Origin of the sequence: Limnospira fusiformis SAG 85.79, assembly GCF_012516315.1 — a bacterium.
GTDB classification, from domain to species: domain Bacteria; phylum Cyanobacteriota; class Cyanobacteriia; order Cyanobacteriales; family Microcoleaceae; genus Limnospira; species Limnospira fusiformis.
On sequence record NZ_CP051185.1, the window covers coordinates 2,045,195 to 2,068,097 of the forward strand.

23 protein-coding genes and 2 pseudogenes are annotated in these 22,903 nt (G+C 46.2%); 9 read left to right on the forward strand and 16 right to left on the reverse strand.

Going from position 1 to position 22,903, the window contains the following annotated elements; genetic code table 11:
- Positions 1-30 precede the first annotated feature (30 nt).
- Both HFV01_RS09765 and HFV01_RS30445 read right to left on the reverse strand, forming a co-directional pair.
- Positions 31-1,110, reverse strand: coding sequence for a PIN/TRAM domain-containing protein (locus tag HFV01_RS09765; protein WP_006624941.1), 1,080 nt, complete (start codon positions 1,108-1,110; stop codon positions 31-33).
- Positions 1,111-1,633: 523 nt separating this feature from the next.
- Positions 1,634-1,821, reverse strand: a pseudogene (locus tag HFV01_RS30445) (hypothetical protein).
- 73 nt (positions 1,822-1,894) lie between these two features.
- Between HFV01_RS30445 and HFV01_RS09770 the strand changes: the two are divergent.
- From HFV01_RS09770 to HFV01_RS09780, 4 genes and pseudogenes are all read left to right on the forward strand, one after another.
- Positions 1,895-2,470, forward strand: a pseudogene (locus tag HFV01_RS09770) (IS607 family transposase); the annotation flags it as partial.
- Positions 2,471-2,597: 127 nt separating this feature from the next.
- Positions 2,598-2,795 carry a transposase gene (locus HFV01_RS32070; protein WP_438861268.1) on the forward strand — a complete coding sequence of 66 codons (198 nt, stop codon included), beginning with the start codon at positions 2,598-2,600 and terminating at the stop codon, positions 2,793-2,795.
- 6 nt (positions 2,796-2,801) lie between these two features.
- Positions 2,802-3,575: an RNA-guided endonuclease TnpB family protein gene (locus HFV01_RS09775; RefSeq protein WP_006668260.1), complete on the forward strand. Its 774-nt coding sequence runs from the start codon at positions 2,802-2,804 to the stop codon at positions 3,573-3,575.
- Positions 3,576-3,596: 21 nt separating this feature from the next.
- The gene (locus HFV01_RS09780) at positions 3,597-3,908 is read left to right on the forward strand and encodes a hypothetical protein (protein WP_006624944.1); all 312 of its coding nucleotides are present in this window, start codon (positions 3,597-3,599) and stop codon (positions 3,906-3,908) included.
- Here HFV01_RS09780 and HFV01_RS09785 read toward each other — a convergent pair.
- The 5 genes from HFV01_RS09785 to HFV01_RS09805 all read right to left on the reverse strand — a co-directional run bounded on the left by HFV01_RS09785 (position 3,888) and on the right by HFV01_RS09805 (position 8,189).
- A complete protein-coding gene (locus HFV01_RS09785; protein WP_035759431.1) occupies positions 3,888-5,291 on the reverse strand; it encodes an IctB family putative bicarbonate transporter in 1,404 nt (467 codons plus the stop codon). The genes HFV01_RS09780 and HFV01_RS09785 overlap by 21 nt on opposite strands.
- A gap of 95 nt (positions 5,292-5,386) precedes the next feature.
- A complete protein-coding gene (gene folP, locus HFV01_RS09790) occupies positions 5,387-6,232 on the reverse strand; it encodes a dihydropteroate synthase (protein ID WP_006668262.1) in 846 nt (281 codons plus the stop codon).
- A gap of 10 nt (positions 6,233-6,242) precedes the next feature.
- Positions 6,243-6,968: a triose-phosphate isomerase gene (gene tpiA / locus HFV01_RS09795; RefSeq protein ID WP_008048775.1), complete on the reverse strand. Its 726-nt coding sequence runs from the start codon at positions 6,966-6,968 to the stop codon at positions 6,243-6,245.
- Between the two features lie 94 nt (positions 6,969-7,062).
- Entirely contained in the window at positions 7,063-7,248 is a 186-nt protein-coding gene (locus HFV01_RS09800) for a PCP reductase family protein (protein ID WP_006668263.1), read from the reverse strand.
- Between the two features lie 35 nt (positions 7,249-7,283).
- Positions 7,284-8,189: an alpha/beta fold hydrolase gene (locus tag HFV01_RS09805; protein WP_006668264.1), complete on the reverse strand. Its 906-nt coding sequence runs from the start codon at positions 8,187-8,189 to the stop codon at positions 7,284-7,286.
- A 423-nt stretch (positions 8,190-8,612) separates the two neighbouring features.
- Between HFV01_RS09805 and HFV01_RS09810 the strand changes: the two genes are divergently transcribed.
- A complete protein-coding gene (locus HFV01_RS09810; RefSeq protein WP_006624951.1) occupies positions 8,613-9,257 on the forward strand; it encodes a hypothetical protein in 645 nt (214 codons plus the stop codon).
- On the opposite strand, the gene HFV01_RS09815 is transcribed toward HFV01_RS09810, so the two are convergent.
- Positions 9,225-9,413: a hypothetical protein gene (locus HFV01_RS09815; RefSeq protein ID WP_193521048.1), complete on the reverse strand. Its 189-nt coding sequence runs from the start codon at positions 9,411-9,413 to the stop codon at positions 9,225-9,227. The two genes, HFV01_RS09810 and HFV01_RS09815, sit on opposite strands and share 33 nt — an antisense overlap.
- A gap of 73 nt (positions 9,414-9,486) precedes the next feature.
- Here HFV01_RS09815 and HFV01_RS09820 point away from each other — a divergent pair, with 73 nt between their 5' ends.
- Entirely contained in the window at positions 9,487-10,371 is an 885-nt protein-coding gene (locus HFV01_RS09820) for an MBL fold metallo-hydrolase (protein WP_006624953.1), read from the forward strand.
- Between the two features lie 403 nt (positions 10,372-10,774).
- Here the strand turns inward: HFV01_RS09820 and HFV01_RS09825 are convergent, their stop codons facing one another.
- Positions 10,775-10,981, reverse strand: coding sequence for a hypothetical protein (locus HFV01_RS09825; RefSeq protein WP_158536364.1), 207 nt, complete (start codon positions 10,979-10,981; stop codon positions 10,775-10,777).
- Between the two features lie 527 nt (positions 10,982-11,508).
- Here HFV01_RS09825 and HFV01_RS09830 point away from each other — a divergent pair.
- The gene (locus HFV01_RS09830; protein WP_318286281.1) at positions 11,509-12,579 is read left to right on the forward strand and encodes an RNA-guided endonuclease InsQ/TnpB family protein; all 1,071 of its coding nucleotides are present in this window, start codon (positions 11,509-11,511) and stop codon (positions 12,577-12,579) included.
- A gap of 162 nt (positions 12,580-12,741) precedes the next feature.
- On the opposite strand, the gene HFV01_RS09835 is transcribed toward HFV01_RS09830, so the two are convergent.
- Entirely contained in the window at positions 12,742-14,760 is a 2,019-nt protein-coding gene (locus HFV01_RS09835; RefSeq protein WP_193521049.1) for a DUF1565 domain-containing protein, read from the reverse strand.
- Between the two features lie 216 nt (positions 14,761-14,976).
- Here HFV01_RS09835 and HFV01_RS09840 point away from each other — a divergent pair, with 216 nt between their 5' ends.
- Positions 14,977-16,074 carry a thiamine phosphate synthase gene (locus HFV01_RS09840; protein WP_006624957.1) on the forward strand — a complete coding sequence of 366 codons (1,098 nt, stop codon included), beginning with the start codon at positions 14,977-14,979 and terminating at the stop codon, positions 16,072-16,074.
- A 118-nt stretch (positions 16,075-16,192) separates the two neighbouring features.
- Here HFV01_RS09840 and HFV01_RS09845 read toward each other — a convergent pair whose 3' ends face one another.
- Both HFV01_RS09845 and HFV01_RS09850 read right to left on the reverse strand, forming a co-directional pair.
- Positions 16,193-17,194 (reverse strand): NAD-dependent epimerase, encoded by a 1,002-nt coding sequence (locus tag HFV01_RS09845; RefSeq protein WP_006668268.1) that lies wholly within the window; start codon positions 17,192-17,194, stop codon positions 16,193-16,195.
- A 244-nt stretch (positions 17,195-17,438) separates the two neighbouring features.
- Positions 17,439-17,936 carry a hypothetical protein gene (locus HFV01_RS09850; RefSeq protein ID WP_006624960.1) on the reverse strand — a complete coding sequence of 166 codons (498 nt, stop codon included), beginning with the start codon at positions 17,934-17,936 and terminating at the stop codon, positions 17,439-17,441.
- 438 nt (positions 17,937-18,374) lie between these two features.
- Here HFV01_RS09850 and HFV01_RS09855 point away from each other — a divergent pair, with 438 nt between their 5' ends.
- Positions 18,375-18,680 (forward strand): YkvA family protein, encoded by a 306-nt coding sequence (locus tag HFV01_RS09855; RefSeq protein WP_006624962.1) that lies wholly within the window; start codon positions 18,375-18,377, stop codon positions 18,678-18,680.
- Here the strand turns inward: HFV01_RS09855 and hrcA are convergent.
- The 4 genes from hrcA to HFV01_RS09875 form a co-directional block, all read right to left on the reverse strand.
- Positions 18,677-19,747 (reverse strand): heat-inducible transcriptional repressor HrcA, encoded by a 1,071-nt coding sequence (gene hrcA / locus HFV01_RS09860; RefSeq protein ID WP_006624963.1) that lies wholly within the window; start codon positions 19,745-19,747, stop codon positions 18,677-18,679. The two genes, HFV01_RS09855 and hrcA, sit on opposite strands and share 4 nt — an antisense overlap.
- Before the next feature lie 210 nt (positions 19,748-19,957).
- Entirely contained in the window at positions 19,958-20,302 is a 345-nt protein-coding gene (gene petJ / locus HFV01_RS09865; RefSeq protein WP_006624964.1) for a cytochrome c6 PetJ, read from the reverse strand.
- 133 nt (positions 20,303-20,435) lie between these two features.
- Positions 20,436-21,539 carry a dTDP-glucose 4,6-dehydratase gene (gene rfbB, locus HFV01_RS09870; protein WP_006624965.1) on the reverse strand — a complete coding sequence of 368 codons (1,104 nt, stop codon included), beginning with the start codon at positions 21,537-21,539 and terminating at the stop codon, positions 20,436-20,438.
- Positions 21,540-21,667: 128 nt separating this feature from the next.
- On the reverse strand, positions 21,668-22,636 hold the full coding sequence (locus tag HFV01_RS09875) for a tetratricopeptide repeat protein (RefSeq protein ID WP_006624966.1): 969 nt from the start codon (positions 22,634-22,636) through the stop codon (positions 21,668-21,670).
- Positions 22,637-22,903: the final 267 nt, after the last annotated feature.

Sequence of the window (22,903 nt, forward strand, 5' to 3'; positions counted from 1 at the left end):
GGTACTAAGTCTTAGTACCCTACTGTTAGACTAAGCCATCACAGAATGTTCTGGACGGGCGAAAATCATGCGGCCGGCCGAAGTTTGCAGAGAACTGGTGACAACTACCCGCAGTTGGTCGCCGAGGTATTCGCTACCCGATTCTACCACAACCATCGTGCCATCCTCAAGATACCCAATTCCTTGGGAAGGTTCTTTACCCTCCTTGCGGATTTTCAATTCCAGAATATCCCCAGGTAAATAGGACGGACGCACCGCCTGGGTGAGATCATTAATATTCAGCACTGGAACCTGTTGGACGGTTGCCACTTTAGACAAATTGTAATCATTAGTCAGCAGAAACCCATTAATTTCTTGAGCAAACCGCACTAATTTCGCGTCTACAGTGGCAATATCCTCATAGTCCGCCGAGTGAATTTGAATTCGTTCTGGGTATTCTTCCCGGATACGGTTAAGGATATCAAGTCCCCGTCGTCCCCGCGCCCGTTTTTGATCATTAGCAGCATCAGCTACCAATTGCAATTCTTGCAGAATAAACTGAGGCACGAGAATTTTACCTTCCAGAAATCCAGTTTCTAGTAGAGGTTCAATGCGACCATCAATGATGCAACTGGTATCGAGAACTTTGGTATGAGCAGATTTGAGAGTTCCCTCAGCCAGTAGTGTAGTTTCCAAACTATTGGGGTTGATTAGCTGTAGAAAAGCCCGTCCATGGGTATCAGCCAGGTTAACCCCAGTGTAGCCAAATAGAACACTACATAACACAGCCCCCAGGGGTTTGATAAAGCCAACCTCTTTAGGAATGGGTAACAAAAAGAGGGGAGCGAGCATGAGGTTAGCAATCAGTAAACCGATTACCATACCAATAGAACGGGTGAGTAATACCTCAAGAGGCATTTGGCGGATTTGTTCCTCGACCCGGTGATAAGTGGTTTGTACGACTAAACCGATTACCATACCAATTAGGCCAGTAAAAGCGGCGGTGACAGACCGTAATCCCTCAATATTAGTTACCTGTTCTAGGACACTGCTGGGAAGCAGTTCTATCCCGTAAAAGCCGGTTCCGGCTCCTGCTATGATAAATAAAATGATAATGGTGGCATCTAGCATAGTTCTGGAGAATCCCAATTAAATCTCAATTCCCCTAGAGGGATTGAGTGGTTTTGTATTTTGCTTAATTATATCTTTCACTGGCTAACCGATTTAGTTGTGGGTAATTTCGGTAATCACGACTGGTCTGGGGGTGTTAGTGGTTTTCCTGTCTGAGGTTTCGGGTGTTGATAAATTCCTATATTGGTTGATTGGAGGCGGATTGAGGCTGGTTGAGGCGTAACAATTATTTTATAAATTGCTAGAATTAGATCAGAGTCCAGCTAAAGAAGTGTCACTGTCAGCACCCCCGGCTGAAGCACGGGGGCTTCGTGCCCCCCTTTCAGGTAGCTGACCAGCTATAGCCTTAACTGGCTCCGTGAGCGAGCAAGAGTTAAAGTTCCTACCCTGGAATGCGTGCTAGTTCCAGGCCCTAGAACCGAATCGTTAAACATCTCTAAGGGGTTAAGGACGTGCGATTTGGATAGTACCGACTCTGAACATTGGCGTTCGCGCAGCGTGCGCGTTAGCGCAAGCGCAAACATTACCCCGCAAGGGAGTCGGAGCCAACCATAGCTCCATGGAGGGGCAACCATACCCCTCCACCCCGCAAGGGGGTGCTGGCGGCTAAAGCCACTTGAGTCGGTTTTCCTCTCCGTGATAAATCACGGAGCTTCCAACCCTCCCAGGAGTTTTACGTGAGGAACAATAACTAGAGGCAGTCGAGAGCATGATTTAATCACAAATTAGGTTAATATTTTAGGGCAATACGGTATAATAAGCGAGAAGAGTTGAGGATAAACCTATTGCCAAATATGTCAAACCCAAGGAAGCCGCCCAAATCCTTGGAGTCCATGAAAGAACACTCCGCAGATGGGACGACAATGGCTCAATCGAGACCATCAGAACCCCCGCTGGGCAACGACGATACAACGTTGAGTGATATACTGCTGCCAAATCAGGCAGTGACAAACGCAAAGTCGTTATCTATGCCAGAGTTAGTAGCCGCGCCCAGCAGTCCGACCTCAACCGACAGGTGGCCGCACTGTCCAACCTCTACCCCGAAGCAGAAGTCGTCTCAGAAATCGAAGGCGGGCTCAACTTCAAGGGAAAGAAAATGCTGGCTTTACTGGGACATCATTTGTCAGGAGATGTCGGCATGGTTGTCGTTGCCCACCCAGACCGATTGGCAATATGGGGATTTGACTTGTTTCGATGGCTCTGTGAGCAAAACAGGTGCTCACTCATGGTTCTCAACGAGACAAGTCTCAGTCCAGAACGAGAAATGGTTGAGGACATCCTCGCCATCCTCCACTGCTTCAGTTCCCGATTATACGGAGTGCGTAAATACAAAACTCAGGTCAAAGAAGATCCGGATTTACCCCAGCCCCGAGCTAAATCAAGTCTGGCGCAAATGGTTGGCCGCTTGTCGGTATTGCTACAACCAAGCAATTGCATTATCTAGGAGTGGTAAACGACTAAGCAAACTGAAATTACGCAACGAAGTGATGCAGAGCGACTTGCCTGCATGGGTCAAAGAAACACCCGGCTATATTCGGCAGAATGCTATCTTTGATGCCTATCTCGCCTTTTCAGCCAGTCCTGGCGCAAGGTTTAGGAGCTGTCGGGATAGTTCTCAAGCGATTAAGTTTAACGATGCTAATTTCTCTTCAGGGAGTTGGTATCCAAGACTCACGAAAGGATGAACTTTCATGGTTTCCGAAGCTATCCCTAAAACTTGCGGGCAAGGGACTCAGTTGGTGTTTACCAAAGGTCGATGGTTGGCGATTTTCCCTGAACCAGTTGCCGTTACCCCAACTGACGCTACTGGCGTGATTGCATTAGACCCGGGTGTGCGAACTTTCATAACTGGGTTTGATGGCTCTCGGTTTCTGGAATTGGGCTCCGGGGATATTGGAGGCATTACTAGGCTATGTCAACATTTGGATGATTTGATGAGCCGAATCGCCAAGGAACCCTGTCGTTCAAGAAGGCGACGGATGAGGCAAGCGGCTCAACGAATGAGAACCAAAATCCGCAATCTAGTGGATGAGGCCCACAAACAAATTGCTCACTACTTGACTCATAACTACAGTATAATTTTTCTGCCGACCTTCGAGACTTCCAACATGGTTGCCAAGGTGAAGCGTCTAATCAAATCCAAGACTGCCCGCACCATGCTGACATGGGCGCATTATCGATTCAAACTAACCCTGAGACATCAAGGGGAAATAACTGGAACCACAGTTGTAGATGTGACGGAAGAATACACCAGCAAAACCTGTACTCACTGTGGTCATGTGCATTCCCAGCTAGGTGGCTCAAAAGTGTTCCGATGTCCGGAGTGCGGGTTCACTCTACCACGGGACTGGAACGGTGCTTTTGGAATCTTTCTAAAAGCTTTGCGGGATACCGCCTCTGTTACCTTAACGGGTAATAGTGCTATCGTCGCATTGTCCGGCAATAGCCGGATAAATGTCGCGTAAATGTATCAGGATCACTAACCGATGTTAGAACTGATGGAAACATTCCATTTGTGGGAATACCAACTGAGAATTTATCGAGTTTTTCAGGAATATCGGATTGAACTTTGCCGTCAGGGTAGATATTACCTGCATCAAAAATCGTTTTCTGATTTAGATAACTGTGTACTCTGGGCTTGGTTGGAATTGACCGATCGCCTTGAAACATCACTGACAGAAGATGAATGGGTAGCCCTGTCTCAGGGTATTACCCATTCACAAAACTATATACAATGGCTGAATATAAGTCAACCCCCACAAGCGCAGGCTAAATCATCAGTTGCTGCTGCTATCTGAATTAACACCCTGGCTATTAGGTAGATAGTAACTAGCAATCAGTGCCACCATTAACCACCAAAGAGTATTAACTTGGGGACGATACAACACTGTATCAAACAGACCATGGGCTAACATTCCGGCTAAAGTGGCGATCGCAGCTATTAACCAGAAACCATTAGGATCTTCCCACTCTCGTAGCCTTTTAAGTTGTAGCCATCCTTGGTTAAAAGTCACCGTCAGCAACCACAAGAAGGCGGTTAACCCTACAAACCCAGTTTCTACGATAACCTCTAAGATGACAGAATAGGCACTCAAAGCAGAGTATCGGGGGCGCATATATAACGGATAAACCTGATTAAAAGCATTATTACCAGGTCCAATTCCCAATATAGGGCGATCGCGGATCATCTCTATGACCGCCGCCCAAACATTAATGCGGAAATTATTACTACTATCACCACGTCCCGCAAAGATAGTGGCGACGCGATCGCGCACTGGTGGCACAATGACTATGGCTAACACCAGCAACGCCGCCAAGCCACCGACACCAATAGGAACAGCCCATTTTTGCCAAAAAGGTGGGAAATATTGGCTAATCCAGTACAGCAGCAAAACGGCAAAAGTAAACAATAACGCCACAAACCCCAGCCATCCCCCACGGCTAAAGGTTAGGACCAAACACACAGAATTGACGACAGCCATAGTAATTGCCAACAATTTCGGCATCACGCCGCGCCAAACCAAAATCGCCCCGAGACTCAATCCGACGGCTGGGATGAGATAGCCAGCGAGTAAATTAGGATTACCCAAGTAACTGTAAATTCTGGTGATATTAGCTTGGGCTGATGTAGGGTCCACCCAAGTAGCTAAAGCCTTAGTACCAAAAAACCATTGCCGCATCCCATAAACCCCGACAATCAGGGTAATATGCAGATAGAAGCCGATAAAAAGCGATCGCAAACGAGGCGATCGGAAAACCCGCGCCATCAGGAAAAATAGGACTAAGTAAAGAGTCAAGCGCACCCAACCATTAAAGGCGGCCTGTTTGACGGGAGATAGGGATGTAGCGATCGTGGCAATTCCCCAATACAACAATACCAACAGGTGAATAGGGGTAAATGCCACTTGTGAGGGTTCATCACTAAGGGTCAGCAGAACCCAAAAGCCACCACAGGCGATCAGCAAAACTCCAATCAAAGCGGTATTAACAAAAGGCGCTAACCCAAACACCGCAGCCACCAACAGGGCTCCAATTAATTCTCCCCATTCCATGAACCAGCTTCCCTGTCGCCACGATCGCAAACTCCCACTAATGCGATAGAGTAGACTTCCTCCCCGCCACTGGTAGAGCCTCAGATTCCGCAAAGTAATAGACTGCCAAATTGATGCCACACTGGTCATGATCGTAAAATTCGATAAGTTTGCCTCGGTCATCGAGTACGGGGCGCGCCCAGGAAACCCGAAACCATCAAATAGCGCGATCGCACTTTCCCATTTTAGGCTGGACGATAAATCGCATCTGCCACCCGCGCCACATCTACCAGTTGTGGCACATCATGTATTCTGAGAATATCAGCAGAATTAGCGATCGCAGCCACACAAGCCGCCGCCGTCCCCCAGACACGCCCTTGAGGATGAGGCTTGTCAAGAATCTTACCAATAAAACTCTTACGGGAGGGTCCCACCAATAGCGGACAATCGAGATCCTTCAATAGGGGCAATTCTCGCAGAATCTGCAAATTTTGCTCTAATGTTTTGGCAAAACCAATCCCAGGGTCAACAATCATGTACTCTGCTGGAATTCCCGCCGCCATTCCCGCGGCCAGACGTTCCGCCAAAAACCCTTTAATTTCCCCCATCAAATCCCCATAATCCGTCAAAGTTTGCATAGTTTGGGGAGTACCCCGTAGGTGCATTAACACCACTGGAACCCCCAAATCAGCCACCACTGATAGCATATCCGGGTCATATATCCCCCCAGAGATATCATTAATAATATCTGCCCCACAGCCCACTGCTGCCTCAGCAACCGCCGCCCGGGTCGTATCCACAGATATCACCATATCCCCCAGTTGTCGCAAACCCGCCACCACTGGAAGCACCCGTTCAAGTTCCGTTTCCAGAGACACCACCTCAGCCCCAGGACGGGTAGACACCCCTCCCACATCAATAATATCCGCCCCCGCCCGAACCATATCACCCGCCCGGACCAGGGCAGCATCTAGGGAATCGAACGCCCCGCCATCACTAAAGCTATCCGGCGTTACATTCAAAATCCCCATCAAATAAGTACGGCTTCCCCAATCAAAGGAATGACCCCGAATCGTGATTGGTTTAATCATCGCCAACCTATCAACGATAATTGACAATGCGGCTAAAACTATCCGGCTGCAAACTAGCCCCCCCGACCAAAGCACCGTCAATTTCCGACTGTGCCATAATTTCATCAATATTATCCGGCTTCACAGAACCGCCATATTGAATCGTCACGTTAGGATTACTCAATTTGCTACGGATGAGACCAATTACCCGATTAGCCTCCTCAGATTCGCAGGTGTCCCCGGTTCCAATCGCCCAAATCGGTTCGTATGCGATTACCAGGTTATTCTGATCTACATCTACCAGACCCTGTTCTAATTGGGAAAAAATATGAGATTCCGTCTCTCCCGCATCCCGCTGTTCCTTAGTTTCTCCCACGCACAAAATCGGAGTTAGACCGTGGTTTTGAGCCGCTTTCAGGCGCAGGTTAACTGTTTCGTTGGTTTCGCCAAAATATTGGCGACGTTCACTGTGACCTATGACCACAAACCGCACACCAATTTCCACTAGCATCGGGGGTGAGATTTCTCCAGTATAAGCCCCGGAATCTTCCCAGTGAACATTTTGCGCCCCTAGGCGTACCCGTGAACCATGCAAACTTTTGGACATCACACCCAAATCAGTGAAGGGGACACACAAAACCACTTCCCGATCTTCTGGGGTGTCCTCCAATTCCATCACAAACCCTTTCAGAAACTCCTGGGCTTCTGCTTGGGTTTTATACATTTTCCAGTTTCCGGCAATAATGATTTTTCTCACTTTTGGACCAATAAACCTCAAAAAACAATCAAAAGCCAACCCCTAGTTTAAAGGCTAGTGGGGTCATTTTGAGCAAATACTACCAGCGGTTTTACTACTGACCAAACTCAAGGCGTGCTTGTTCTACCAATTCCACTGTCACCTCTTCCTGGTCGGCTTCCCTGGCTAGTTGCTCAATCCTCTGTCTGGCTTGACCTCGGACGAAGTAGGGAATATTCTTGAGTTTGGCTGTGGCTTCTGGCTGCCACTTTAAATTGTTGATGTAGTCGGAATTGGACATAGCAAGTTCTGGCAACTGTTACCTAATTTTTTAGCTTATGCGACTTCTAGGGCTTTGAGCAAACTCCTAATTACGCCAATGGTTACGCCGGGTAATTCTAACTGCGGCGTTAGTCCTACGTCCTCGAGTTTTTGGAAAATTCGCACGGCCACGGGATTCAGATTGGCTAATCTTTCTCCCATCTCTGGACTGGTAAATTGGCTTTTTTCACCCCAAATCATGGCGGTGGGAGTGGTTAATTGGGGTATATATAACGATAAATCAAAGCATAAATCCCCTCGCACAAATGATAAAGCTGCATATTCGGCGTTAGGCTCTAGGGCGGATTCGAGATAGGCTTCGACGATTTCGTTATAAATTCGAGAGGGACGCGCAAATTGACGCTGCTCTAAAAAACTGCGAATTCCGATGGGGTTGGCTACGGCGGTGGCGTACAGAATTTGGTCTAAAATTGGGGTTTTGACAATTTGAGCAAATAAACTGTTAATATAATTTTGCCCAAAGTCCGATAAGCCGGAGGGGGTTGTGAGAATTAGCCCTTTGAATAATTCCGGTTTTTCGATCGCTACTCGCACGGTTAGGGCGGCGGTTACTGAGGAGGCGATCGCCATAATCGGTTCCTCGCAGGTGGCTTCTATGAATTCGGCGATCGTAGTTATATAATCCTCTGGGGTATAATCACGCGCCGGGTGTTCCGAACGTCCCCAACCTATCAGATCTGGCGCCAGAATTTTATAATCGGCTGCAAAGGCTGGATAGACTTTAGACCATTCATAAGCAGAAGAACCGCCCCCAAAACCATGCAAAAACAATAAAGACGGCTTTTTTTCGGCTTCCTTGTCTTCCGAGCTTATCCAGGGGCTTGTGGTAGCCGTATAATACACCATTCTACCTAGAGACGTAACTATCGAATCTGGCGTAAATCCAAGGGAATAAAACATTTTTAAAACTCCTTTAATTTTGGTTTTTTGCGAATATATCATGCCCATTAAATTGCCTTAATTGGACTATTCCGGTTGCTGAAAATTCCGGTTATATAACAGTGGATAAAATCGCGATAATGGGTAAATTGGCACTTTACCTCATCCCAGAGTGACTTTTGACTGTTATAATTCAGTGATGGGTAACACCCCTCACGGCTCTTAGCCCTCAGTGTACTGTCTTTAACTGTCCAGTGACCGGGTAATCAATGGGCCTAATTCCATGATGTTTTTTCCAAAATCTCCTGATTGGGGCTTGTCGTTCCTGAAAGCATGGCTAAGGGTATTTATTTAGCATCTAACCAACACAGATAGAACAGTCCCCGGTTGTCGGCTATAGCAGTAACAAAACCCTCAATTTCAATGCTGTCGAGGAATTTAGTTATGAGCATTTCTATGGTAGAGGATTTTAGCCCAATGGTGGCTCAGGAAGTGACTCGAATGCAGAATCACATCGGAAAATTAGACTCTAGCAAGCGAAAAGAAAAAACATCGGAACTGGTAGTTCATCCCGTGGGTACAGACTCACCGGGTTCTAGGGACAGGGCTAAATCTTCCGGGTCTGCTGACTATGAAAAATTGCCACAGTTGTCGCCCTCGACTCGCATTCGGTTAGCATTGGAAAAATTACAGGGATTTGAGAAAGTAGAGGAGCAATTCCAGCATTGGGGTATTAAATTTCATAATGCGATCGCCCTTCAACCCTCTAATCCGCGATTTGGCATTGAACCTGGGGTAACAGTTCTCATGGGCGCACCCAAGGGCGGCGCACTAGAAGTGACATTTTCCCACGCGGTGCGCCAAGTTTGGGCTAGGGTGACAAGTTCTCGACATACGGTGATGTCAGCCTTTGATGAAAATGGCCAATTACTGGCCACAGATGAGATCAAGGTTAATAAACCTAGTGATTCGATTGGGTCTGTATTACCGAACGCCGAATTAACCGTAACGGCGAAGAATATATCTAAAATTACCTTCTACACTTTTGATGCACAGTTAATTGTGGATCACCTCAAGGTTGAATTTTAACTGGTTTTGGGTATATGGGGCGATCGCACTATGGGGAATCTGAGCAACTATCGCAAAAGGTGCTACAAATTTTGCTAAGATGATGGCAGTTGGGTGGGAAACCATTAGCAATTCCTGACCTGGCGTACTTGGCTTGGTTTGATAACTTAGCCACAAAAATCGGATTACACAACCAAGGCTGAGTCAAAAGAAGCCATAAACCGCCTAGCTGAATCTTCCAAAAAAACCCATGTCCAGCACAAAACACCAATTTACGGTTCACTTTTGGGGCGTTCGAGGAAGTATTTCCTGTCCGGGAACGACAACAGTTCGATATGGTGGGAACACCCCCTGTGTTGAGATGCGGGTGGGGTCGCAACGATTGATTTTTGACGGTGGGACAGGCTTACGGGTCCTGGGACAAGCATTATTAGCAGAAATGCCAGTAACCGCTCATATGTTCTTTACCCATTCTCACTGGGACCATATCCAAGGCTTCCCCTTTTTTGCTCCAGCCTTTGTTCCCATCAATACGTTTAACATTTATGGAGCGATCGCACCTAATGGTTCCACAATTGAGCAGCGCCTCAACGACCAGATGCTTCACCCTAACTTCCCAGTTCCTTTACAGGTAATGGGAGCTAAACTTAACTTTATTGATCTCACTATAGGCGAGTCAATTTACCTCGAAGATGATCTAGTCATTGAAACGGCTTTACTCAATCATCCGGGGGAAGCCGTGGGATATCGCGTCAGTTGGAAAGGCTACACCACCGCCTATGTCACCGATACCGAGCATTTTCCAGATCGTCTTGATGAAAATGTACTCAAGTTAGCCCGCAATGCTAATGTACTGATTTATGATGCCACCTATACCGATGAGGAGTATTACTCGCCTAAGTCTAGTAAGGTAGGTTGGGGACATTCTACCTGGCAGGAAGCGGTGAAGGTCGCTCAGGCTGCGGGAGTTCAAAAATTGGTGATTTTTCACCATGACCCACTACACAACGATGATTTCATGGATAAAATAGGTGAAAACGTGGCTGATGCCTTTCCTAATAGTTTAATCGCCCGCGAGGGTTTATCCCTACAGTTGATTCCGCCGTTAAAGAATATTGCCACCAGTGAAAAGTGAAATTTTCAATAGCCCCCGCCTACTTCTTGAGGTGGGAGCAAGAATTTAATCCAAGATTTGCTTTACATCTTAGGACAATAAGGTACAATACCCCCAAAGATTCGCAACTCAATAATGAGTATACGGTCAAACCCCAGACCATGCCAAATTTCCCTGACGACATACTCATCAAGTCGGATTCATGGTAAAATCCAATCATGGTGCGAGACGTTTAGGAGTCAAATAAGGCTGCAATGCCTGAAATAACCTCCTAGTGGGACTTTCACCCCTTGGTGAAATATAAGGGACTCGTACCCTGACCATCCCATAACTGTTTATATGTCCCAACGTTTGGTATAGAAATATACAAAACAAGGCAGGGAACTCAAGGTCAAAACGCCCAACTGGAAATATTAATGATTCCTTAACAATTGCGTTGAGAGTAACGGCGATAGCCACCCCCAGTTTTGGGAATCATAACCCCAGGATTGAAGCGGGGAACGGAAGGCGTGAAGTAGAACCTACTACCAAATGCGACCACTGCCAACCATCCATGATTAGGGAAACCGAATGTCCGGCTTGAACCATCGTAATGATTTAGCAGCGAAACAGGTTGATACGCTGCGTTCAAAAGAGCAAGGGGAAAAGTAGGGTAATCATGACATCACCTACACAGACTTTTAAAAGTACCCCGGTGGAGAGGACAAATCTAAAGATGGAATGCCCGTATAAACGGAACGTTTAAACCCCTTTTAGGCTCTCAAGTGGCAGGATGTACCTGCGGAGTAGTGAAAGTGTAAGCGTATACCTTTAAGGGGAAAGGATGTGACTGAAAGCCAATGCCTAACTGTAATGGTTAGGATATGCCCACTAGTCACGGTGTGGATATAGAGACTGCGACAATTAGGAGTGTTTACGACGAAAGCGAGTTTAAACACTACGATGTTGTATTTAGCTCCAAAAGTTGAAATCACAAAAGCAGGGAGTCGTTACCCTGTTCCCGATGTCAAAAGGGGTATCCACATCAGGAGCCGTGTGATGTGAAAGTATCAAGCACGGTTTTGAATTGGAGTTGGGGAAGGCGACTTCCCTTTCGACCATAACCCTTACAAAGCTTTCCGGACAAAACTAAAACTCAATGACCGTCAAGCCACCTTGATGGCCAAACACGCCGGTTATGCTCGGTTCGTGTTTAATTGGGGATTACACTTATGGAGGTCAGCTTATGAAGAGGGACTCAAGCCTAATATCAACTCCATTAAAAAGGTTTTTACTAATTATGTGAAACCTCAATATCCTTGGATGTCCGAATTGTCTTCTAAAGTTTATCAATATGCCTTCATTAATCTAGGGGATGCCTTTAAGCGCTTCTTCAAGGGAATAAGCAGTTATCCTAAATTTAAGAAGAAAGGCCACCATGATAGCTTTACCCTTGACAATTCCGGAAAGCCATTCAAGTTGTCAGGAACTCGCCATAAGCTGCCTTTTGTGGGCTGGGTTTCTACATTTGAGGCACAACCCGAAAGTTGGGTTAAGAAAGTCACTATAGCCCGCCAAGCAGGGGACTGGTATATGAGCTTTTTCGTAGAAATCACACCAGAAATTACACCGAAATATCGAGAGAGAATCGGGGTAGACCTAGGAATTAACAATTGGGCGACTTGCTCCGATGGGACCCAATTCTCTAATCCCAAGGCTTATAAAGCAGCGACCAAAAAACTAGCCAGATTACAACGTCATTTAAGTCGCAAAGTCAAAGGCTCAAAAAATCGGGCCAAATGTCTCTTAAAAGTTAAAAAGCTACATCAAAGAGTCGCTAATATTCGCCGTGACACCATTCATAAAATCACTACTTTTTTGGCTAAAAACCACAGCCAAGTAGTCATTGAAGATTTGAATGTGTCAGGTATGCTGAAAAATCATGGTTTGGCGGGTTCTATCGCTGATGCTTCATTTTATGAGTTCCGTCGTCAACTAGGTTACAAGGCAGAACGTTATGGTTCAAAGTTGATTATTGCCGATAGATTTTATCCATCCAGTCAACTGTGTTCTAATTGCGGTTATCGTCAAAAAATGCCCCTAGTCCGTCGGACTTTTGAATGTCCAAACTGTGGCCTGAAGATTGATAGAGATTTGAACGCCAGTATAAATTTAGAAAAATCGCCTGGTTCCGACGATTACACTTGTGGACGGGGTGCTGCCGACAGTCCCGGACGAAGCCAGAAATAAACATCAATATCCGGCTATGTCCGGTTTTGTTTAAGTTTTATAGAGCAGCCATTGAATTAGTTGGGCGCACCTCCACCCTAAAGAGACAGAGCCACCAAACTCCCGTGTGATCACCGATCCATCCCCACAGTAAAAGACGGTGGGGAATTCCGGCGATCCGTGTTAATTAAACGGTTCGATAGTCGCAGTAACACCCCGTTGGCGCAATTGTTGTAATAACCTATTCGCCTCGTGTTGGCTGCGGAAGGCTCCAGCTTGGATAAGCGATCGCCCATTAATCACCGTCGTAAAGGCTTGGGGAACCAGCGATCGCACTCTTTGCAGAATTTGACTGCTAGTATCATTCACCACCACTCTATATCGCAACCCCAATATACCCGCCGTAGTTGCAGGCGCAAGACCTGCCGTTACTTGGCTTGGTAGTTGTCCTCCCCCAGTACCAATAGGAATATTACCACCAGGAACCCGGAGAATATCAGACGAAGCTGGTGGCGGTGGGGATGTAATCGTAGATTGTCTTTGGGGTGGTGGTACCGGGATATAAACTGTTTGGGAGTTTTCTTCAGGATTAGAGGCACTGGTCACAGCCCGTCTCACCAGAGACAGCAACAGCGAGCCGGTAGACGGGTTTTCCGCCGCCGTCTGGAGCCTCACTGGTGGAGGTGGGGAACCCGCTGCTACAGGGGCAGATATCACCTGCTGAGGACGTTCTGGCGGCGGTACCGGAATTACAATCGCCTCCGAGTCATCCACAGGAATGGGAGGCGGTGCGGTGTTTGAAAGTGGAGTCACATTAGACTCAGGTAGATAAATAGGTAACGAAGCCGCTTGATTAATGGGGGAAATTGACGAAGAATGATTTTGACCACCCTCCTCAGTAGAACTTCCCATAATGCGATTAGCGATCGCAGAAGGCCCAGCCCCACTCTGGTAACTACCCGCCAACTCTACAGAGCCAGCATTTTTAGTCATAGCCAACTCATTACCGTAGGCAAGAATCGTTAAACCCTTAGTACCATTGTTCACATCATAGCGGCCATTATTGCGGATCACATTCTCTCCCGGTTCCGTTGGCGTTCCCAAATCCGGCAAAGATTGAGCAATAACCACAATACCATCACGCTCATTTTGTTCGATATAGTTATTGCGTAGTACCGGACGAGCGCTCGATTGAATCACTATGCCATCACGATTATAGGCAATTCGATTACCCACGACAAACGGCTCTGACTGTTGGGCGATATTAATACCAAAACCAGTGTTTTCAAAATCATTATCGCGGATTTCCGGCTTAGATGAACCATAGACAGTAATGCCATTCGCTCCATTATTAGCAAAACTGTTTTGTTGAACTAAAGGCGCACTGGTTCCCACCACAGAAATACCATCATGAATATTGCCCGTAAAGGTATTATTAGATACAACCATCGAGCTAGATTCAATCCATAAACCATAACCGCGCGGGTGAGGATTAGTCACAGTTACCCCACTTAACCGGGCTGCATTCGCTCCCACAATAGCTACATTCTGGTTAGCAAAAACCCGACTGCTAAACACTCCCCCGCCATAAATAACCACATCCTGACCCTTATTCTCGGTATTACCCTGAATTGTAATATTAGGTTTAAGTATTAAGGGGAACGCCTCTCCCGTCTCGACGCTATAGGTTCCTGGTGCTAATAAAATAGCCGTATTCGGGGGGGCGACTCTCAAGGCTTGGGTTATGCTTCTCAGCGGTGAAGCCTGTGTACCTTCCCCAGAGTCGTTTCCCGTAGATGAACTCACATAAATTACATTGACTGAATTGGGAGCGGCGGAAGGTGTTTGAGCCAGTAGTAGGGGCGGGTGTATATAGTTGGCTGGTGTCTCCGATAGTTGCTCTCTGCACCCGTCTCTACAGGGGGTAGCGAATGCGGCTGATGCGATTCCCACTAATCCCACACTGGAGACTATAATCATTAAAATCAGCTTTAGAGATAACCAAGCTGTTTTAGGCCTAGGTGAACCTAGGGGAAAGAGAGGGCGGGGTAGCAGCTTCAGATCGCTGCTAGTTAAGTTCCCATCATAGGCTGACGAGGGTGAGTTCAGGGAACTGTTGGGCTGGGTGTCTGTCAATGAAAAAGCCTCGGGTGAGGTTTGCTTTTTAGGATATTGACAGTTGCGGGGGGATTTAGAACTCACGGCAAAACTCCGACAAACTGTAATATTAATTGGGAAAATTAATCTATTTTGGTCCAGTATCCCCTATTATGGCAACACCTGGTTTTTTTATATGATTAATTTTCGTAATGGTGGTTCCGCCCACGGCTAAAGAAAATCTGATATATTAACCTGCGCCGTGGTTGATCATGATTGGGCTTGATTATTTGGCTTGATGGAGTTGGTGAGGAGATTTCGATGGGCGATTTGAATCATAAGACTAAACTGGGACAACCAGCACTTTATCGGATTTTAGATGCCAACTTAGACCGGGCGCGGGAGGGTATCCGAACTATTGAGGAATGGTTTAGGTTTGGCTTGGATAATTCGGAAATGGCTGCGGAGTGCAAGAATTTGCGACAGCAACTGGCACAGTGGCACAGTAATGAGTTGCGGATGTCCCGGGATACTACCACGGATGTGGGTACTCAGTTGAGTCATCCCTCGGAGGAAAACCGAGAAAGTCTCGAACAGGTGATACAGGTCAATTTTTGCCGGGTAGAGGAGGCTTTGCGAGTCCTGGAGGAATATGGTAAGGTTTACCATCCCAATATGGGGGCGGCGGTTAAGCAGATGCGCTACCGGGTCTATACCCTGGAAAGTAATTTACTCGCCTACGGACGACATCAGAAGCTACAAAGGGCGAATTTGTATTTGGTGACTTCTCCCTCGGAAAGGTTGATGTCAGTGGTAGAGGCGGCTTTACAAGGGGGATTAAAGGTGGTTCAGTATCGCGATAAGGATACTGATGATCATCAGCGTTGGAAAAATGCCCGCCAGCTTTGTCAGCTTTGCCACCGTTATAATGCCCTGTTTTTGGTTAATGACCGGGTGGATATTGCGATCGCTGTTAATGCTGATGGGGTACATTTGGGACAGCAGGACTTACCTATTGCTGTGGCTAAACAGCTTTTGGGTCCTCAAAAAATTGTCGGTAAATCAACTACTAATCCCGAAGAGATGAAATTGGCGATCGCTGAGGGGGCCGATTATATTGGGGTCGGTCCGGTTTATGCTACTCCCACTAAGCCTGATAAGCAGGCGGCGGGTTTGGAATATGTACGCCATGCGACTCGTCATGCTTCGGTTCCCTGGTTTGCGATCGGCGGCATTAATATGAACAATTTTGATGATGTTTTGATGGCTGGGGCGACTAGGGTGGCTGTGGTTCGATCTTTGATGCAGGCGGAACAACCTACTCTGGTAACTCAATATTTCCTCTCCCAGTTTACCCGTGTTCAAACTTTACGCGATCGCCAGATTGTACCCGAAAATACTCCGGCAGATTTTTCCTGACCTGCTAGGGCGCTTGCCTTAATCATCGATAATTGAGCCTTGGGGGGCGAGGTGGTTGGTAGATGCGATCATAATATCGTCCCCATATCTGTGACGGCGAGTCCTGTCTCCCATCCGGTTAAACACCATAATAGGATTTATACCAAGCCACAAATTTTTCTACTCCCACCTCTATGGGTGTACTTGGTTTAAATCCTACATCTGCTATCAATGAATCTACATTAGCATAGGTAATCGGCACATCTCCCGGCTGCATGGGAAGCAGATTTTTCTGGGCTTTTTTGCCTAAGACATTTTCCAGGACTTCAATCAAATACAGTAAATTCACCGGCTTATTATTACCGATATTATAAATTTGATAGGGTGCCGTAGTTTTAACTCCCTGAATTTCCGCTTGATTGCTTCCCGGTTGTGGAATCTTATCAATTACCCTAATTACCCCTTCCACCACATCATCAACATAGGTAAAATCTCGCTGCATATTACCATAGTTAAATACCGGAATCGCTTGGTCGGCTAAGATGGCTTTCGTAAAAATAAACATCGCCATATCAGGACGATACCAAGGACCATAAACCGTAAAAAATCGTAATCCCGTCGTGGGAATATTATACAGGTGACTGTAGCTATGAGCCATCAATTCATTAGCTTTCTTAGTCGCAGCATACAGACTAACTGGATAATCTACATAATCACCTACCGAAAAAGGTACAGTTTTATTGGAACCATAAACCGAACTAGAAGACGCAAAAACCAAGTGTGGGATTTGATGATGACGACAGCCTTCTAAAACATTGATAAACCCCACTAAATTACTATCAATATAAGCGTAGGGATTTTGCAGAGAGTAACGGACTCCGGCTTGGGCGGCGAGGTGGGCTACTGCCTCAAATTGGTGTTCGGAAAACAGTTTTTTGATGCCGACTTTATCGTATAAATCTAGTTTATAAAACGTAAATTTTTCTAAGGGGGTAAGTTGAGCGATGCGGTCTTCTTTTAAAGATACTGCATAATAATCATTGAGATTATCAATACCAATGACTGTATCCCCCCTTTTCAATAGATGTTGACACAGATGAAATCCAATAAATCCCGCCGCACCAGTTACTAATATTTTCACGGTTTGCTCTCCTCATTTATATGGGGGTATTTAGATTATTACAGATAGTCTGTGCTACTATTCGTGGGGGTTAGACAACGGATTTAACAATCAATTTATGGGGGGATTTTAGGCGATCGCATATCGTAGCCTCGATTATTTGAGGGCTAGTCAATAATTACCACAAGATACCCACCCGACTACTGTTAGGTGGGTTCGGAGTCATCAATCAGTTGAGAGTTGAAACTTGCAACCAACAATTGATTTAGTCTAAATATCCCATCAATAGATCAGGATCATCAATGTCATTAGAAGCAATGGGACGGTTCATCACCATCGAAGAAATTTGTAGTTCAGTGGCTGAAACCGGACGGTTAGCCATAGAACCAGTAGGATTTTCCGATTGAATAAAAGTTACTGAAGCTGCATGAACAGCCTTCCCAATAGGGCGTTTGGCGGTTAACATTCCCGCTATTTCAAATTGGTTGTGTCCCACCGGACGATGATTAACGATCGCCGACGGTTCTGGCGATACTTGAATTTGAGTGGGTGCTGAATTACCTTCTGTCGAACTTGATTTACTAGCCACGTCTAATTTCTCCTTGAGAGTATCTGATTCAGGTACATTATCAGCCGCTTCTGTTTCAGCTTCATCGGCTGGAGTCACTTGATTTTGAGGCTGATTATCTGTATCCTTTCTTGTATTGCTACGGGTTCGTCTACTTGTGTTCCTCCTATTTGAACTAGAAGAGTTAACCACCATAGTTAAATACCTTGTTTATCAAATGGAACTAACCCGCTGCCTCATGCTAAAATTGCCCGGGCAACTTAGTCCCTAATCTTAATTCTAGCGTTTGATGTTCCCTAATTACAGCCCCATTTGGGGGGATGCCGGGACTTAAAAATCTCACCACAGGTGTTATTATTGTAAAATCTATCCGTGCCTTTAGTAAAGAAGATTTAACAAAAAATAACTTTTTGCCATCATAAGTAATAAAAATAAACAATCCACACCTATAGCCTGTGGCCAGAGTCCCCGGCTCATCCCCCAAATCTAACGGCTCACCGGAATTCACCAAAATTCCCGAAATTCAATGGTGGTAACTCCCCTACATTAGGGGTGGCAAATCTACACTTTCATGGGGCGGGATAATTTGTCAAGCTAGAATCATCAACAGATTCGATATGGTGTGGCCCAGACATGAAAAATATTGTGCAGTCCTTTTATCTCTGGTATCGGCAAACCTTGCGCCATGCGAAATATCGCTGGCTGCTAATTGGTGGGACTCTGATTTATCTGATATCGCCGATTGATATTGCGCCTGATTTTATTCCGGTGATTGGATGGATAGATGATGGTATTATTGCCACGATGCTGGTAACAGAAGTTTCTGCCTTGGTTCTGGAAAAAATAAAGAAACGCAAGGCTGATGAAAGTACCTCAGAAGTTGGGGAAGCAACTGATGTTCAAGCATCAGTGGTGGATGTAGCGGCACAGGAGTTTTAACTAAGGGCTTCGGACAGGTAATTAGCGGTCGCTTCCACAAGAGCGATCGCATTTTCGTAGACCATGCGAGTAGGTCCCAATATACCCACACTACCAATAGGCTGGGAATTTTGGCGATATTGAGCCGAGATGAGGGTGCAACTGCGGATGGGTTCGAGGGGATTTTCCGAACCAATGCGGATGTTTACCTGTTGGGAAGATTCTGGGGTAGCAAAAATGAGGGGCCAGAGTTGTTCCTGTTCATCTTCGAGCAGATGTAGAATAGTTTGGACTTGCTGAAGTTGTGAAAATTCGGGCAGTCGTAGGACTTCGGAAACACCGCTAACCTGAATCCTAGTATATTCTGGAGTTTGGTGGCGATCGCCTAAGCTCTTGAGCAACTGTTCGATAAAATTACTATATTGCTGAAAGTCTTGATCTATCTCAGTCCAGTCTAAAGTTGACAATTCAGCCAAAGCTAGTCCCCTAAGTTGGTGATTGAGAAAATTAGAGAGAATCTGTAATTCCTGTTCTAATATTTCGGTATCGTCGCCGATATCCTCAACTCCCGGGGCAATTTCCATCAAAATGGACTGGGTTTGATAGGTATGAGTCACCACAACTACCATAATTTTTCCTGAGCCCATAGGAACCAGTTGCAAATGTTGGAGCCTTTCGGTCTTGGTTTGTGGCATAGTAATCAGGGAAATATAGCCACTGAGGGTAGAAAGAATTTGGGCTGCACCTCGTAGCACAGCCTCCAAACTACAACTATCAAAATTTAGCTGTTCCCGTAGGAGTCTAGCGACTTCCTTAGCCAGAGTATCAGAGGGAGTCATCAGGCGATCGACATAAATCCTATAGCCAGAATCAGAAGGTACTCGTCCGGCGGAAGTATAAGGTTGATAGAGTAGTCCGGCTTTTTCCAAGGCTCCCATACCATTGCGGATAGTAGCGGGACTGACATTAAGATTATACTCTTGGGCTAAGGATTTTGAGCCAACAGGTTCTGCTGTCGCGATATAGTGGCGAACAGTTGCCCAGAGAATTTGTTGTTGTCGTGCGGTTAACTTGGATTGAACAAACATTGCACTAAAATTCAGTTACCGAACAATTGTTAAGATTCAAGCTCTGCACATACCTTGACACACTTTATGATAAATCGCTAGGGAATAGAAAACAGAGGGGCGAAACTTTCCGGCTACAAGTCAAGAGTTGAACACCTGACCCTTTGCCCGAAAGCCTCACCCCTAGGGGAAAGGTAGTCTAAACTGTTGGTTTCTGATTAACCTAGGGACTTACCAGCCTTTTTCAGCTTGGTCTACAACATAAGCAGCAACGTCTTCGATCTGCTTGGGAGAGAGTCGGCCATTAAATGCAGGCATGGCGTTTTTACCATTAGTGACTTGGTAAGCCACGGAGGCCACTGCATCCTCATCAAATCCTTTCAGATATTTAGCCAAATCAGACTTGCTGAGGGTTTTGTTGGCAACAATCACATTGCGTCCGCCCATGTGGCAGGCTGCACAGTTAGCAGAAAAAACAGAAGCGCCAGCGGCAGCATCTGCAGCCAAAGCGGGACGTGGCAGTGCAAAGGTCAACAGAGCCACACAGAGTAAAATAACTGACAGCAGCTTTTTCAAAATCGTTCTCCTCTTCTTTAGGTTAAACAGACAGTTAAATGTCAACGGGTTTTATTTTACCGGAGTCTGCCCACTCCAGAAAACTGATCAACTGTTTTTTGTTTAAGATAGATGGGGGTTAACAATGGTGGGACTAGGCGTAAACCTGTCGATAGTAGGCTTGGTACTCTTCGGATAGTAATGGTTCCCACCAATGGCGATGGGTAAGATACCAGCCAACGGTCTGCCGTAACCCTTCTTCTACGGTGACTAGGGGAGCCCATCCTAACTGGGTTTTTAGCTTGCTGGAATTGATCGCATAACGGCGATCGTGGCCGGGTCTATCTTTAACAAAGGTGATCAGATCCATGGAGGGTTTGACGGGTAGGTGGTGGGAGGCTAGTTCGTCCATGAACCGACACAGCATCTTCACCAGGTCTAAATTGGTTACCTCGTTATTCCCTCCAATATTATAGGTTTCTCCGGGTTTACCTCGGTGAATGACTACATCGAGGGCGCGACAGTGGTCTAGTACATATAGCCAGTCTCGCACATTTTGCCCATCTCCATATATGGGGAGGGGTTTACCCAACAGGATATTAATACACATCAGGGGGATGAGTTTTTCTGGATAGTGATAGGGGCCGTAATTATTGGAACAATTGGTGATGATGGTGGGTAGGTTGTAGGTGTGATAGTAGGCGCGCACTAGATGATCGCTACCAGCTTTTGAGGCAGAATAGGGACTGTTGGGGGTGTAGGGGGTGGTTTCGGTAAAGGGAGGATCTTCGGGGCCGAGACTGCCATATACTTCGTCTGTGGAGACGTGCAGAAAACGGTAATGATCAGGCTGTTGGTGCTGGTTCCAATAGTGTCTAAAGGCTTCTAATAGGGTTAGGGTTCCGACAACGTTGGTTTGAATGAAGGCATCGGGACCGAGAATTGAGCGATCGACATGGGACTCGGCGGCAAAGTGGGCAATGGTGTCGATCGCCTCTTCTTCTAGTAATTTGTCAATTAAAGTGCGATCGCAGATATTACCTTCGACAAACTTAAACTGTTCCCGGTCTTCTAAGGTGGCTAGGTTCTGGCGGTTTCCGGCGTAGGTGAGGGCATCTAAAACGACGATACGATCTTCTGGGTAAGCATTGCACCAGTGGTGGACAAAATTTGAACCAATGAACCCCGCCCCCCCAGTGACTAGAACCCGACGAGGATACAAATTTTCACTACTATCGTAGCTATATTGAACTGCCAAAGTGTTTTCCTCCAAACAGTCTTCTGGACTGGCGCTAACTGATCACTAAGTATATTTTGATTGATGGCAACTATTGTATCTTGAACCTAGTGGTTAACCAAAGCTGGCCAATATATCTTATTACTCGGTTATTCAATGCCTGTTGATTTATCGATGTTTTCCTGGGTCTCGGCTTCTCTTTGGCGATCGCCCATAGACTGCCACAGGGAAAAGGCCTGATTTAAATAATCTAGGGCCTGTTGTCTGTCCCCTAAAGCTAAGTGGGCTAGACCAATATTATTGAGGGTTTGCGCTTCCCCTGATAGATATCCCACGGATTGAGAAATCGATAAAGCCCGCTGGTAATACTCCAAACCACCAGAGATTTCCCCTAGGTTTACATAAACCTCACCGATCTCATTAAGTATATTAACTTTCCGATAAGGTTCCCCTATTTCGTCAAAGATAGATAGGGCTTGCTGGTAATAATCTAAGGCTGTGGTAGTTTCCTCCATGCTTAGGTGAACCTGACCAATACTTTGCAAAGTGTTAGCTTTACCAAACCCAGGGGGTAGCCTTTGTTCCTCTGGCGAATCGATTATATCCCACATTGACAGGGCTTGATTTAAATAATCCAGGGCGGGTTGATTTTCTCCTAATTCCGAGTAAGCGGAACCTATAGCGGTCATAGTGGCAGCGATCGCAAAAGAATCCCCGATTTGGTCTAATAAGGGCATCACCTCTTTAAATTTAGCGATCGCCTCCCGCAATGCGGATGGTGTTCCCTGTTTGGTCAGGAAAATAGCTTCTTGAAATAATTGGTTGGCCTGGTCCTGTGGGTTCTCCTGAGCCACCAACCTTGGTAACCGAATAGATAGGATTTCCGATGCGGAGGCGGTTAGTCCCGGTAAAACTAACCCTGCTATCAGCCCCATTGCCAAAACCCGAGTCAAATTAATCATAATTTCGTCCCCCTCCCCTATCAATTTTTTGCCATCATATCTTGACATACTCCCCTGTTTAGAAAAGGGGGGATTCTCCGGTAAAACAGCAACCGCAGGCTTAACCCGTCTCACGTCGCCTTCCCGGTGCGCCGTTGATATCCCAACCGCTTTCATGTTTTTACTGCCATTGTGATCACGGTCGATCAGGTTTGCTCAGGACGGAAAAGGCCAAAGCGCGAGTCATAAGACAGTGAAATACTCAAACCAGATTAGATGGTTGAAAGCTAGGGTGACGATCGCCACAATTATATAAACTTCAACCCTACCCCATGTCTCCAGCATAGATGGTCCGTGATTCAAAATGCTTGTGGAGACGATCTGGCGGGGGTTCAACAATTAACTTTGTTGGCTCTAGTTAAAAGTCGGTGAATTAAGAATCCC